Below are 13,499 nucleotides of genomic sequence, written 5' to 3'. Positions count from 1 at the left end.
GGTCGTCATCCCCGGCGCAGCGCCCCGCGTACCCGCGACCACCACCGCTTGACCGGGCCGTCTGGCCGGACGACGGGGACCGGGGCCGTCTCGACCCCGCGCACCAGCCAGGCCTCCGCGTGACGCATGGCGTCGGCCGTGGACTCCCCGAGGACCGCGCGAGCCGGGAAGACCTCGATGCGTTCGTGCAGCCGCACGTCGATCACGGTCCGGAACTTCGCCGCGAGAGCCGCGTCGACGCCGCTCACGTACAGCCGCCCGCCGTGCTCACCGAGCCGGTCGGCGTAGTGAGCGAGCACCGTGAACGCCGTGGCCCCGAGGCTCGCCCGGCCGCGCAGCCGCAGCACGACCACGGTGTCGCGCGCACTCCCCGGCTCGGGCAGCGCGGCGTCGAGCGACCGGGCCCCCGCGTAGAACAGGCTCCCGTAGACGTCGAGCACGGTCACGGTGCCAGCCTGCAGCCGGCGAGGGACGGGCTCCTCGCGGTAGTGGCCTCCGTCGAGGGGGACGAGCCGGACGATGCGCAGGTCCTGCGACTCGCGGTTGGCCTGCAGCAGGATCGACAGGGCCGCACCGATCCCGACGGCGGCGGCCACCGGGAGCAGCAGCGTTGCGAGGAACGTGGTCGCCATGGCGACCTGGGACTGGCCCCCCGTATGCCAGGCCGTCGCCATCGCCGACAGACGGATCGAGCCGACCGACGCGACCGCGAGGACCGCGGCGAGGGTCGCCGTCGGGATGGCCCCCACGGGTCCGGACAGTGCGACGAGCACGACCAGGACCCAGACGCCCGACATGATCCCGGCCCAGCGGTCCCGCGCCCCGGCGGACGTGCTGACCGCCGTCTGGCCCACCGAACCGCCGACGGGGATACCCCGCATGAAGCCGACCGCGAGGTTCGCGACCCCCTGGCCGATGAAGTTCCGGTCCGGGCTGGCACGCCGCCCGCCCGGGTTCGGCACGGACTCCGCGACCCCCGCCCCCTGCACGAGTACGATCGCCGCGACCGCGAACGCCCCCACGGCGACGTCGAGCGTGAAGGTTCCGAGCTCGGGAAGAGCAGGGACGGGCAGCCCGACCGGGATCGCCCCCGAGTCGCTCACGAGCTCCACGGACCCGGCGTGCAGGAGCCACACCCCGACCGAGGCGACCACGAGCGCGACCACCGCGGCGAAGGGCGCGAGCCGGGTCCGGGCGAGGAGCACCAGGAGGAGCACCGACCCGACGCCGACGACCACCGTCGGGACGTCCCACGTCCCGGGGGACCGCAGTACCTGCCACGCCTGCACGATCGCGAGCGACCCCTCGGGCCGTGTCCCGGTGAGAGCGTCGAGCTGGCCCAGCAGGATGTTGACCGAGACTCCCGTGAGAAAGCCCGTCATGACCGAGTGCGACACGAACCCGGTCAGGCGTCCGAGCCCGCAGAACCCCGCGACGACCATGAGCGCGCCCGCGAGCGTCGTCAAGAGTACGAGCGAGGTCAGCCGATCCTCGGGGGCCACGTCCACGAGCGCCGAACCGGCCGCGAGGGCGGCCGCGCTCGTGGTCGTGACGATCATGAGCTGGGAGTCGACCGTCAGGCCCCCGGCGATCCGGCCGACCGCGGTCGCATACAGGCCGTGGATGGGGTTGACCCCGACGAGGGTGGCCGCGGCCATGCCGTCCGGGACGCCGCCGACGGCCCCCGGGACACCTGCCCCGGCCGACTGCCAGAACCCGCCCTCGGCCGGACGGACGCGGTCCCACCACGCCCTCGCCGCACGTACCGGCCGAACCCTCATCCCGGTCCCTCCGCGCGAGCGCCCACGGCGCACGAGCGCGTGCGCCTCCGTCGCGACGACAGTGCCACACGCCCCTGCCGTCGGCCCGCCGAACGCAGCGCGGCGGATGGTGGACGGCGGTCGGCGGACCCTTCCACCGCTCCGGATGCGCAAGTCGTGAACGGCTGAAAGGCTCCGAGACATGTCACGATCCAAGCCAGCCTCCCCCGCCATCGTCCGGCAGCAGCAGGTCTTGCGAGACAGCCTGCCGTTCCACGACACCCAGGACTTCGACGACACCAGTCGCGGGCTCCTCGGCCGACGCACCCCGAACGCGGTGACCGCCGAGGACGGCCGCGTCGTCTGGGACAACGACACCTACGACTTCCTCCAGGGCGAGGCCCCGGACACGGTCAACCCGAGCCTGTGGCGCCAGTCCCAGCTCGTCGCGACGCAGGGCCTGTTCGAGGTCGTCGAGGGCATCTACCAGGTCCGTGGCTTCGACCTGTCCAACGTCACCTTCATCGAGGGCGAGACCGGCGTGATCGTGCTGGACCCCCTCATCTCGACGGAGACGGCCGCCGCGGCGCTCGCGCTGTACCGCGAGCACCGCGGGGACCGCCCGGTCACGGGCGTCATCTACACCCACTCGCACGTCGACCACTTCGGCGGTGTCAAGGGGGTCACGACCCAGGACGACGTCGACGCCGGGCGCGTGCCGGTCCTCGCTCCCGAGGGGTTCACCGAGCACGCCGTCTCGGAGAACGTCTACGCGGGCACGGCCATGGGGCGCAGGTCGGGATACATGTACGGGGCGGCGCTCGCGCGCGGGCCGCAGGGACAGGTCGGGGCCGGGCTGGGACAGACGACGTCGACGGGAACCATCACCCTCATCGCCCCGACCGTGGACATCACCACGACCGGCGAGGAGAAGACGGTCGACGGCGTCCGGATGATCTTCCAGATGGCCCCCGACACCGAGGCGCCGTCCGAGATGCTCGTCTACTTCCCCGACCACCGCGCGCTGTGCGCGGCCGAGGACGCGACGCACAACCTGCACAACCTGCTGACGCTGCGCGGCGCCGTCGTGCGTGACCCGCATGCCTGGGCGCACTACCTCACCGAGTCGATCGCGCTCTTCGGCGACGACCTCGAGGTCGTCTTCGCGTCCCACCACTGGCCCACGTGGGGCAACGCACGCATCCTCGAGTACCTGAACATCCAGCGCGACCTCTACGCGTACCTCCACGACCAGACCTTGCGCCTGCTCAACCAGGGGCTCACCGGGATCGAGATCGCCGAGGTCCTCACGCTCCCCCCGGCGCTCGAGAACGCGTGGAGCACCCATGGCTACTACGGCTCCGTGAGCCACAACGTCAAGGCCATCTACCAGCGGTACATGGGCTGGTACGACGGGAACCCCGCGCACCTGTGGGAGCACCCTCCGGTCGAGGCGGGCAAGCGCTACGTCGAGCTCGGCGGTGGTGCGGACGCCGTGGTCGCCAAGGCCCAGACCGCGTTCGACGAGGGCGACTACCGCTGGGTCGCGGAGCTCCTGAACCACGTCGTCTTCGCCGAGCCCGACCACGCCGGGGCACGCGAGCTGCTCGCCGACACCTACGAGCAGCTCGGGTACGGGGCGGAGAACGGCACCTGGCGCAGCGTCTACCTCTCGGGGACGACCGAGCTGCGCGACGGCCCGTTCGGGACGCCCATCGTCACGGTGTCGGGTGACATGGTCGCCCAGCTCTCCCCGACGATGCTGTTCGACGCCCTCGCGATCCAGGTCGACGGGCCGGCGGCGTGGGACGAGAACCTGTCGATCGACGTCGTGCTGACCGACGTCGACGAGCGCTACCGTCTGCGCCTCGCCAACGGGGTGCTCAGCTACAACACGGCCGTCCAGAAGAGCCCTGCCGACGCCACGCTCACCGGGACCAAGCGTGCGCTACCGGTCCTCGCGAGCGGGAACGTCACCCCGGACACGCTTGCCCAGGCGGGCATCGAGCTGACCGGTGACGCAACCGTGCTGGGTCGCCTCGCCGCCGTGCTGGACCCGGGAGACCGGGACTTCGCCATCGTCACCCCGTGACCCGGGCCATGTCCTCACCTGTCGCAGTCCCGTCCCCCCGGTGGCGAGTCGCGCCCTCGGTGCCCGTCGCGGCGGTCGTGTTCGTCGTCTACTGCGTGATCGTCGTCGGCCTGATGAAGGTCTCGGGCGTCGGGTACGAGCACTTCTTCGACACAGCGGACACCACGCTGCGCACCGCGGTCCTGCCGCTCGCGGCAGGCGCCGTCTGGCTCGTCGCCTTCCTCGCCTGGGCGCGCTGGGACCACGTGTTCCGGGACGCTCGGCGCCTGCCGACGAGCTGGTTCCTCTGGACGCTGCCGGCCGTCATGGTCCTCATCTCGGTGCTGCACCTCCTGGGACTCGAGTGGAGCCTGTTCGCCCCCGCGCACGTGCTCGCCGTCCTGCTGGCGAGCCTGCTCGTCGGGTTCACCGAGGAGACCTTGTTCCGTGGGGTCGTCCTGCGCTCGATGCGGCAGGGGGAACGGTCCGAGGGCATCGCGATCCTGTGGACGACGCTCTGGTTCGGCGGGTTCCACCTGACCAACCTCCTGCTGAACGAGCCCGGCGCCGTCATCCAGATCTTCTTCGCCGCCCTCGCAGGGACCGGCCTCTACCTGGCGCGGCGCGGGACCGGCACGATCATCGCGGCCATGGCCCTCCACGCGCTCTGGGACTTCTCGTCCTTCCTGGTCGGGGTCCACCCGGCCGACAACGGTGCGGCCATGGGCGCGAACTTCCTCGTCCCGGTCGTCTATGTCCTGGCTGGGGTGACGCTCGTCGTGCTCGTCGTCCGTGAGCGCACCCGGCCCGCCCGCGAGGCGATCACCCCGGCGCTCGTGCCCGACGTCGGGGCGCGCCCGTGAGCTGCGTCCGGTGGGGCTCGCGCCCTCTCGCCGACCGCTGATCAGCGCCCCACCTGCGACGACGGAACTTGAGCGCCGACCTGCTCGCAGGCGGGAGGACGCTTGTCCGCACAACCCGCCGAGAGCGACAGGAGGTGTTCATCGGTCGTTCGTCGGCCCGCAGCCGCCAGGTCGTCGCGTGGAAAGACCGTCTGAGGGTCCCCACCCGACGAAAGGACCACGATGCGACCACGCAACGGAGCGACCCTCGCCACCGCGACCTGCCTCTCGGCAACGTTGCTGCTGGCCGGGCTCCCGGCGGCTGCGACCGCCGACGACCACGCGCACAGCACGACCCCGACGACCTCCGAGGGCCACGTCCTCGCGAGCGAGAGCTTCGACGGGCTCACCACGAGCCTGCGGCCCCGGGTCCACGAGACCCACATCCCCATGAGCACCCTCGGCTGGACGCCCGAAGCGCCGACCGGCTGGACGGTCACGAACGATCCGTCGATGACCGGCAAGGGCAAGGACGAGTGGCGGGGATGGACCTTCGCGACCCCGGCGTTCTGGTCGGCGGCCCAGACCGGGCAGGGGCGCGAGCAGTTCACCAAGGCGTCGGGGGTGCTCGCCGTGGCGGAGAACGACGAGTGGGACGACGGCAACACCCCCGGCGAGCAGCTCTTCTCGAGCACGCTCACGTCCCCCGGGATCACTGTGGCCGGGGGCTCGACCGTGCACGTGAACTTCGACTCGAGCTACCGGCAGACGGGCCCCCAGGTCGCAGGCCTCGAGGTCTCGTTCGACGGCGGGGCTCCTCGACGGCTCTTCGAGTACTCGACCGAGGTCCTCGGCGACCAGGTCTACCTGCAGGACCGGACCCTCACCCAGCCCGTGGTGGTCCCCGCCGGCGTGACCTCCATGCGGGTGTCGTGGGTCGTCGAGCGGGCGACGAACGACTGGTACTGGGCCATCGACGACTTCTCCGTGACCGACGCGGCCGTGCCTGGAGCGGAGTCCCCGCTTCCACCTCCCCCACCAGGTCCCGCCGACGTCCCGGACGGCATCAGCGACCGCAAGGTACTGTTCGTCGACTTCGACGGCGTCCGGCTCGACAAGCTGCGCGAGTACGACACCCCGAACATCGACGCGCTCGCCGCGGCGGGCCAGCTCAGCGCCTCGTACCTGCAGGACAACGCCCTCGGCCCGACCGTCTCGGGTCACGGGCACGCCAACCTGCTGTCCGGTGTCTGGGTCGACAAGCACCGTTCTCCCGACAACAGCTTCACGAACCCCAACATCGAGGCGTACCCCGACGTCCTGACGCGGCTCGAGCAGGTGAACCCGCGCTTCTCGACGTTCTCCACCGCCGACTGGGCTCCCCTCAACCAGCACCTGATCCTGCGGCCCGACGTGAAGATGCAGCAGAAGGGCGCGTCGGTCGCCGCGACCGACGCCCAGAGCGTCGAGGACGCCGTCGAGGTGCTCTCGACCCGCAACCCGGACGCCATGGTCGTCTACCTGCACAACGGCGACGCCACGGGGCACGCGTACACCGCAGAGTCGCCGCAGTACAAGACGACGATCGAGACGCTCGACCGCCAGGTCGGTGAGCTCGTGGACGCCATCGAGGCCCGTGCGACAGCCCAGCAGGAGGACTGGCTGATCGTGTCGTCGACCGACCACGGATTCACGGGGTACGGGCACGGTGGGGACCAGCACCTGACCCGCAAGGTCTGGGTCCTCGCGTCAGGCGGCGACGTACCGGCGACGGGAACGGCGATCCGGGAGTGGCGCCAGGTCGACCTCGTCCCGACGATGCTCAAGCACCTCGGGGTCGAGATCGACCCCTCGTGGGGCCTCGAGGGCGTCCCGATCGGCACGCCCTCGCGCGACCCCTTCGACACCGTCGCGACGGCGTTCCAGGGCGTGGTCGACGAGCCTGCCAAGCCCGAGGACACCCAGGGGTGGACCAAGCAGACGCCCGCGGGATGGTCGATCGACGAGAGGACTCCCGACGTCGGGGTCACGGAGTACCGCGGGTGGTCCTTCATGTCGGGCGAGTTCTGGACCACGAGCCAGGAAGGACAAGGACGGGGATCGTTCGTCCGCGGCCGCGACGTCATCGCCGTCGCCGACCCCGACGAGTGGGACGACCTCGGCGAGCCGACGGTGTCGGGCGCCCGCTTCGACTCGACGCTGTGGTCACCGTGGCAGACGGTCGGGGGCGGTGGCGCGGTGAACCTGTCGTTCGTCCACCACTACCGCCAGATCAACGCGTCCGCCTCGCAGCACGCCGAGGTCGTCGCCGAGTTCGACGACGGCACGACCCAGGTCCTGTGGGAGCGAGACGCCTCCCAGGGGCCGCTGTTCGAGATCTCCCGGCCGGTGTCGTTGTACACGACGGCACCCGACGATGCGACCGGGGTGCGGATCGGATGGCGCCTGTCCGACGCGGGGAACAACGGGTACTGGGCGGTCGACGCGCCCCAGATCGCCGCGGAGGGGTCGACCGAGGATCCCGCCGTCGAGCTGGACGTCGAGGTCACGCCGCGCTGCGTCGCCGGCAGGGTCACCCTCGCCGTGCGTGCGGTCAACGTGGGAGACGTCCCTGCTGACGTGAAGGTGACCACGCCCTTCGGCAGCCGGACCTTCGTGGGTGTGCTCCCCGGGAAGAGCGCCCACCAGTCGTTCGCGACCCGGGCGTCGTCGGTCGAGGCCGGCACGGTCACCGTCACGGGAACCGCGAGCATCGACGGGTCGCCGGTGAGCACGCCGTACGAGCAGTCGTTCCCCGCGGCGGCCTGCTGACCCTTCGACCGTCCGGACCGTACCGGAGCGACGAGGGCGCTGGGCACGCGGCTGTCCGCGCTGCCCAGCGCCCTCGTCAGGCGACCGATCGCAGGGTCGCCACCACGGAGAGCCACGCACCACGTCGGCGCGCGAGGACCAGGTCGGCCCTGGTCCCGGGAACGAGCGCACCCCGGTCGACGAGCCCCGCCGCACGCGCGGGGCCGGACGTCACGAGCTCGACCGCCCGCGGCAACGTCGCCAGGCCCTCGCGCACGAGCACGTCCACGGCCGCAAGCATCGAGGCCGGCACGTAGTCCGACGCGAGCGCGTCGACCACCCCCTCCTCGACGAGCTCGCGTGCGGACACGTTGCCGGTGTGCGACGCCCCGCGCACGACGTTCGGCGCTCCCATCACGACCGACAGCCCGGCGGAACGTGCAGCGCGCGCGGCAGCGACCGTCGTCGGGAACTCCGCCACGGCTCCTCCGCGGGCAACCAGAGCGTCGACGTCCTCGACCGTCTCCGGGTCGTGGCCCGCGAGGCGGACCCGACCGCTGCGCGCGAGATCGCCCAGGTACGCGAGCGTCACGGCGGCGACCTCAGCACGCTCCTCTCGGTCGGCCCGCCAGCGTGCGACGTGCTCGAGCGCGCCCGCCGACGACATCCCGGCGCGCTCGACCAACCATCGTTCCATCGTCCCGAGACGTGCGTACTGACCGATCCCCGGGGTGTGGTCCTCGTGCGAGACCAGGACCGGCCCACCGCCCGCGGCACGGAGATCCCTCGCCTCCGCGCTCTCGAGCACACCGCGCAGCGACTCGACCGCGGACGGGCAGCGGATGTCGACCCGGTGCAGGACCCGCGCACCGTCCTCGCGCACCTCGTCGCCCGCGAGCGCCGTCAGCAACGCCTCGGCCCCGGGCCCTGCCGGCGGCAGGCCGACGGGCGTGCGATCCCCGTAGGCCACACCGTGGTACGCCGTGAGCACCCCTGCCGCCACGAGCCGGTCGGTCGCCGCGCGGGTCGCCAGGTCGAGCGGGAGACGCGCGCCGGGTCGCGGACTGGCCTCGTGGCCGAGGACGTCGGTGTGCACGTCCACGAGCCCGGGGAGGCACAGCGCACCCCCGCCGTGAAGGTCGGCCCGGCTCCCTCGCGGAGCGGGCCCGACCTCGACGACCTGCCCTCCGTGCACGACGACCCGTGCGTCCTCGACGACCCGGCCCGGGAGCACCGCGTCCACGCCGTCGAGCGTGTAGTCGCGGGGAGCACGTCCCACCTCACGAGGAGGCGGACAGCTCTCGTCGGGACGACCGGACCGGCAGGTGGGCGCTGGCGTCACAGGCATGCCCGACATCTTGTCCGAACAACCTGGCGAAACGATGAACGACAGTTCACACCTCGTTCACCGTCGCAGGCACGACTGTTCTCGGGGTCCTCGCAGACTCCTCGACGGTGCTCGTCCCGGGCACCACCTGGACGTCACGACCGGAGACGACATGAAGACCACGACCACCCTCACCGCAGCCGCACTCGCCGCCGTCACGGCCCTCACGCTCTCCGCGTGCGGTGGCTCGAGCGCGGCCTCGGACGCCTCGACGGCCACGACCGGTTTCCCGGAGGTCCTGCGCCTGGGCGCGATCCCCGCGGAGAACTCGACCGACCTCGCCGCGGGGTACGACCCGATCATCAAGATGCTCGAGGCGGAGACCGGCGCGAAGGTCGAGGTGAGCCAGGCGTCCGACTACGCGGGCGTCATCGAGGGCCTCATCGCCGACAAGGTCGACCTCGCCTTCCTCGGCTCGTTCGCCTACGTCATCGCGACGCACAACGACGCGGCGATCACCCCGCTGGGCGCCGTGGTCGCGGAGAAGGGCGTCGACCCCGGCTACTACTCCCTCGGGATCACGCAGGGCGACAACGCCGAGATCGACGGCCTCGAGGACTTCGCGGGCCGCAGCGTCTGCTTCGTCGACCCCGGCTCGACGTCCGGCTTCCTCTACCCGAGCTCGGGCCTCATCGATGCAGGCATCATCGAGTCCGGGACCGAGAAGGACCTCGCGCAGGGCGTCCAGCCGGTGTTCGCCGGCGGCCACGACGCGTCCGCGCTCGCCGTCGCGGCCGGTGACTGCGAGGCAGGGTTCGCGATGCAGTCGATGGTCGAGGACACCCTGCCGGAGGCCGGCGACCTCGCCGAGGGCGACCTCAAGGAGGTCTGGAAGTCTCCCAAGATCTCGGGCTCGCTGTTCGTCGGCAACGACGCGCTCGGTGCCGAGGCGATCGAGACCCTGACCACGCTCATCACCGAGAAGGCCAACTCGGAGTACCTGCTGTCGAAGGGCTACTGCGACGGGGAGTGCCTCCTCACGGACGAGGACGCCTGGGGCTTCGCGCCCGCGCAGGACTCCGACTACGACGGCACCCGCGAGGTGTGCACCTTGACCAAGTCCGACAAGTGCGAGGGGTGACCGTGCGTTCCGGTCCCTCCCTCGCCGTCCCGTCGACCCGGAGCGAGAGCCTCGTGCAGGTCCGTGGGCTCGTCAAGCAGTTCGACGAGACCACGGCCCTGGCGGGGGTCGACCTCGACGTCGCACGTGGCGAGCTGCTCGTCCTGCTGGGGTTGTCGGGCTCGGGCAAGTCGACGCTCCTTCGCTGCCTCAACGGCCTGCACCGGCCGAGCGCGGGCGAGGTGACCGTCGCCGGCACGCGGGTCGACCGCGCCTCGTCGCGCGAGCTGCGCCAGCTGCGCACCGAGGTCGGCTTCGTCTTCCAGCACTTCAACCTCGTCGGACGCCTGACGTGCCTCGAGAACGTCCTGATCGGTGGCCTCGGCCGCGTGCGCGGGCCCCGCTACGGCATCTCCACCTACTCGCGGTCGATGCGGGAGGAGGCGCTGGCACACATCGAGCGGGTGGGGCTCGCCGACCAGGCCTACCAGCGGGCCGACACGCTCTCGGGCGGTCAGCAGCAACGCGTCGCGATCGCGCGCACGCTCATGCAGCGGCCCCAGCTCGTCCTCGCGGACGAGCCCGTCGCGTCGCTCGACCCCGAGAACGCGGCGGCCGTGATGGACCTGTTCGTGCGCGTCTGCGCCGAGGAGGGCCTGACCGTGGTGTGCACGCTCCACCAGGTGGACCTCGCGCTCGGCTGGGCGGACCGCCTCGTCGGGCTCCGGCACGGCGAGAAGGTCCTCGACCGCCCCGCTGCGGGACTCACTCGGGAGGACGCCATGGCGATCTACCGCCGCGTCGAGCCCCTGTCCGAGGACAGGACGCACGTGGAGGGCCCCACCGGCACGCCCGACGACGGCGCCCGGCTCGCCGAGCGCCGCACCGAGGTCCCGGCGTGACGGCCCCCGCCCCGGCACCGGCGCGGGACACGTCCCACGGCACAGCACCGGAGACCGGGCCCCGTGGCGACCTCGGCGTCCCACACGTGGTCGCGCGCCGGCCCCCGGCCACGCGCCAGCAACGTCTCTTGCGCTGGTTCGGCGGTGGCGCGGTCGTCCTCACGCTCGTCGCCGCCTCGTCCATCGGCCTCGACCTGCCTGCCCTCGTCGCAGGAGGCGAGGACGTCGCCAACCTGCTCGAGCGCATGCTGCCGCCGCGGCTCGACGACCCGGCCCGCATCACGACGCTCGCCCTCGACACCGTCCTCATGGCGTTCCTCGGCACCGTGCTGGCAACGGTCCTCTCCGTTCCGCTCGCGTTCCTCGCCGCCCGCAACACGACCCCGCACCCTGCGGTGGCCGCCGTCGCACGTGCCGTCGTGACGTTCTGCCGAGCGGTGCCGGACCTGGTCTTCGCGGCGCTGTTCGTCCGCGCGCTCGGGCTCGGCGTCCTGCCGGGAGTGCTCGCTCTCGCCCTGCACTCGGTGGGCATGCTCGGCAAGCTCTTCGCCGACGCGATCGAGGGCATCGACCCAGGACCGCGGGAAGCGGTGCGCAGCGTCGGCGTCGGACGCGTGCGCGAGCTCGTGAACGGCGTCCTCCCGCAGGTCGTGCCCGCCTGGATCTCCGCGTTCGTCTACCGCGTCGACATCAACCTGCGCACGTCCGTCGTGCTCGGCTTCGTCGGCGCCGGCGGTATCGGTTTCGCGCTCCAGGACGCGCTGCGCGGTCTGGTCTACCCGAAGGCGCTCGGCATCGTCGCGGTCGTCCTCGTGCTCGTTGCCGCCATGGAGCTCCTGTCGGTCAGGATCCGGCGCTCGCTGCTCGCGCCGAGCCGCCCACGGTTCCAGCGTGACCGTACGGTCCGCTGGGCGTGCGGGGCCGGCGCGGCCGTCCTCGTCGTGGTCTCGTTCGTCCGCCTCGACATCGACCCGCTCGCCGTCGTGACCTCGATCCCGAGCCTCCTCGAGGTCGCGGGCCGCACGTTCCCGCCCGACCTCACATCGCTCGGGCCGGCACTCTGGGAGGCCATGCTGCAGACGCTGGCCATCGGGCTCGTCGCGACCGGGCTGGGCGTGGTGCTGTCGCTGCCGCTCGGTCTGCTGGCCGCTCGCAACGTCGCGCCGCACCCGGTCGTCTACGGCGCCGCCCGCACGACGATCCTCCTCGTCCGTGCGGTCCCCGAGCTCATCCTCGCGGTGATCTTCGTCGCCGCCGTGGGCCTCGGCCCGGTCGCCGGAGCGATCGCCCTCGGCATCGGCTCGATCGGTTTCCTCGGCAAGCTGGTCGCGGACGCGGTCGAAGAGATCCCGACCGGCCCCCTCGAGGCCGTGCGCTCGGTGGGCGGTGGCTGGTGGAAGGTGCTGTTCTCCGCGGTGCTGCCGCAGGGCATGCCGTCGATCGTCGGTTCCGGCCTCTATCTGCTGGACGTCAACATCCGTACCTCGACCGTCCTCGGGATCGTCGGCGCCGGTGGCGTCGGATTCCTGCTCTTCGAGGCGGTCCGCACCCTCCACTTCGAGGTGGCCGGCGGGATCGTCCTCCTCGTGTTCCTCGTCGTCCTCGCCATCGAAAGGCTCTCCGGATGGATCCGCGCCCAGCTGACCTGACCACCGTCGCCCTCTGGGAGGGCGACGGCGCCCTCCGCCTCGTGGAGGTCCCGCTGCCCACGCTCGTTCAGGGGGAGGTCCTCGTCCGCGTCCGTCTCGCCACGGTCTGCGGCAGCGACCGGCACACCGTGTCCGGTCGCCGCTCCTCCCCCTGCCCCTCGGTCCTGGGGCACGAGGCTGTCGGGGAGGTCGTCGGTCTCGGCCCGCACGGCGCCCCTGGCGACGACGGCCGGCCGTTGGAGATCGGTGATCGCGTCGTCTTCGGTGTCACCGTGGCGTGCGGGTCCTGCGACCGTTGCCTGGCCGGCCGCAGCGCCAAGTGCCGGTCGGTGCGCAAGGTCGGCCACGAGGCCTTCGGCTCGGCGTGGCCGTTGAGCGGGACGTACGCCCGCCACCTCGTGCTGCCCTCGGGCGCGACCGTCGCCCGGGTGCCCGCCGGGCTCCCCGATCTCCTGGCGGCCCCTGCGGGGTGCGCGACGGCGACCGTCATGGCGACGATCGAGGCGGCCGGCCCGCTCGAGGGACGCCGAGTGCTCGTCAGCGGGGCCGGGATGCTCGGCATCACGGCCGTCGCCGCCGCCCGGGACGCCGGTGCCGACCAGGTGGTCGTCACGGACCCCGACGCCGAGAGGCGCGCACTCGCGCTGCGGTTCGGCGCGACGTCCGCGCGGGACACGGACGAGCCCGTCGGCCTGGTCGACGTCGCGATCGAGCTGTCGGGCGCGAGTCCTGCTGTCGCTCGTTGCCTCGAGCTCCTCGACCTCGGGGGCCGGCTCGTCCTGGCGGGCTCGGTGGCCCCCGGGCCGGACGTCCCGGTCGACGCCGAGCGCGTCGTGCGCGGCTGGCTGACGATCACCGGGGTGCACAACTACGAGCCGCACCACCTGCGTGCCGCGCTCGACCTGCTCGAGCGGACCCGTGACCACGTGCCGTGGGACGAGCTGGTCACGCCCCCGGTCGGCCTCGACGACATCGGTCGGCTCCTCACGGGCCCCACCGAGACGCGACCCCGCGCTGCGGTCGTTCCGTGAGCGCGCC

Annotated in this window: 9 protein-coding genes; 7 read left to right on the top strand and 2 right to left on the bottom strand. The window is 72.2% G+C overall.

What is annotated here, in order from left to right; translation table 11 throughout:
* Positions 1-5: 5 nt before the first annotated feature.
* Positions 6-1,781, bottom strand: coding sequence for a SulP family inorganic anion transporter (locus ACIPWA_RS16710; RefSeq protein ID WP_400291700.1), 1,776 nt, complete (start codon positions 1,779-1,781; stop codon positions 6-8).
* Between the two features lie 181 nt (positions 1,782-1,962).
* Here ACIPWA_RS16710 and ACIPWA_RS16705 point away from each other — a divergent pair, with 181 nt between their 5' ends.
* The 3 genes from ACIPWA_RS16705 to ACIPWA_RS16695 all read left to right on the top strand — a co-directional run bounded on the left by ACIPWA_RS16705 (position 1,963) and on the right by ACIPWA_RS16695 (position 7,484).
* Positions 1,963-3,852 (top strand): alkyl/aryl-sulfatase, encoded by a 1,890-nt coding sequence (locus ACIPWA_RS16705; RefSeq protein WP_400291699.1) that lies wholly within the window; start codon positions 1,963-1,965, stop codon positions 3,850-3,852.
* An 8-nt stretch (positions 3,853-3,860) separates the two neighbouring features.
* Positions 3,861-4,694 carry a CPBP family intramembrane glutamic endopeptidase gene (locus tag ACIPWA_RS16700; protein ID WP_400291698.1) on the top strand — a complete coding sequence of 278 codons (834 nt, stop codon included), beginning with the start codon at positions 3,861-3,863 and terminating at the stop codon, positions 4,692-4,694.
* A gap of 222 nt (positions 4,695-4,916) precedes the next feature.
* A complete protein-coding gene (locus ACIPWA_RS16695) occupies positions 4,917-7,484 on the top strand; it encodes an alkaline phosphatase family protein (protein ID WP_400291697.1) in 2,568 nt (855 codons plus the stop codon).
* Positions 7,485-7,560: 76 nt separating this feature from the next.
* Here ACIPWA_RS16695 and ACIPWA_RS16690 read toward each other — a convergent pair whose 3' ends face one another.
* Positions 7,561-8,742, bottom strand: coding sequence for an alpha-D-ribose 1-methylphosphonate 5-triphosphate diphosphatase (locus ACIPWA_RS16690; protein ID WP_400291696.1), 1,182 nt, complete (start codon positions 8,740-8,742; stop codon positions 7,561-7,563).
* 220 nt (positions 8,743-8,962) lie between these two features.
* On the opposite strand from ACIPWA_RS16690, the gene ACIPWA_RS16685 reads away from it, so the two are divergent.
* The 4 genes from ACIPWA_RS16685 to ACIPWA_RS16670 all read left to right on the top strand — a co-directional run bounded on the left by ACIPWA_RS16685 (position 8,963) and on the right by ACIPWA_RS16670 (position 13,492).
* The gene (locus tag ACIPWA_RS16685; protein ID WP_056654102.1) at positions 8,963-9,931 is read left to right on the top strand and encodes a phosphate/phosphite/phosphonate ABC transporter substrate-binding protein; all 969 of its coding nucleotides are present in this window, start codon (positions 8,963-8,965) and stop codon (positions 9,929-9,931) included.
* A 2-nt stretch (positions 9,932-9,933) separates the two neighbouring features.
* Entirely contained in the window at positions 9,934-10,812 is an 879-nt protein-coding gene (gene phnC, locus ACIPWA_RS16680; RefSeq protein ID WP_400291695.1) for a phosphonate ABC transporter ATP-binding protein, read from the top strand.
* 128 nt (positions 10,813-10,940) lie between these two features.
* Positions 10,941-12,461 carry a phosphonate ABC transporter, permease protein PhnE gene (phnE, locus tag ACIPWA_RS16675; RefSeq protein WP_400291694.1) on the top strand — a complete coding sequence of 507 codons (1,521 nt, stop codon included), beginning with the start codon at positions 10,941-10,943 and terminating at the stop codon, positions 12,459-12,461.
* Positions 12,437-13,492: a zinc-binding dehydrogenase gene (locus ACIPWA_RS16670; RefSeq protein ID WP_056654099.1), complete on the top strand. Its 1,056-nt coding sequence runs from the start codon at positions 12,437-12,439 to the stop codon at positions 13,490-13,492. The genes phnE and ACIPWA_RS16670 overlap by 25 nt, the downstream gene beginning before the upstream one ends.
* The last annotated feature ends 7 nt before the right edge of the window (positions 13,493-13,499 follow it).

The organism is Oerskovia enterophila (assembly GCF_044748475.1).
GTDB lineage: Bacteria > Actinomycetota > Actinomycetes > Actinomycetales > Cellulomonadaceae > Oerskovia > Oerskovia enterophila.
Note: the sequence above shows the minus strand (reverse complement) of the source record. Positions and strands in the feature narration are given on the sequence as shown.

What these genes read in the sequence shown, in the direction of transcription:
- ACIPWA_RS16695 (WP_400291697.1), top strand. Translation starts at nt 4,917, where the DNA reads ATGCGACCACGCAACGGAGCGACCCTCGCCACCGCGACCTGCCTCTCG.
- ACIPWA_RS16705 (WP_400291699.1), top strand. Translation starts at nt 1,963, where the DNA reads ATGTCACGATCCAAGCCAGCCTCCCCCGCCATCGTCCGGCAGCAGCAG.
- ACIPWA_RS16685 (WP_056654102.1), top strand. Translation starts at nt 8,963, where the DNA reads ATGAAGACCACGACCACCCTCACCGCAGCCGCACTCGCCGCCGTCACG.
- ACIPWA_RS16700 (WP_400291698.1), top strand. Translation starts at nt 3,861, where the DNA reads ATGTCCTCACCTGTCGCAGTCCCGTCCCCCCGGTGGCGAGTCGCGCCC.
- ACIPWA_RS16670 (WP_056654099.1), top strand. Translation starts at nt 12,437, where the DNA reads ATGGATCCGCGCCCAGCTGACCTGACCACCGTCGCCCTCTGGGAGGGC.
- ACIPWA_RS16710 (WP_400291700.1), bottom strand. Translation starts at nt 1,781, where the DNA reads ATGAGGGTTCGGCCGGTACGTGCGGCGAGGGCGTGGTGGGACCGCGTC.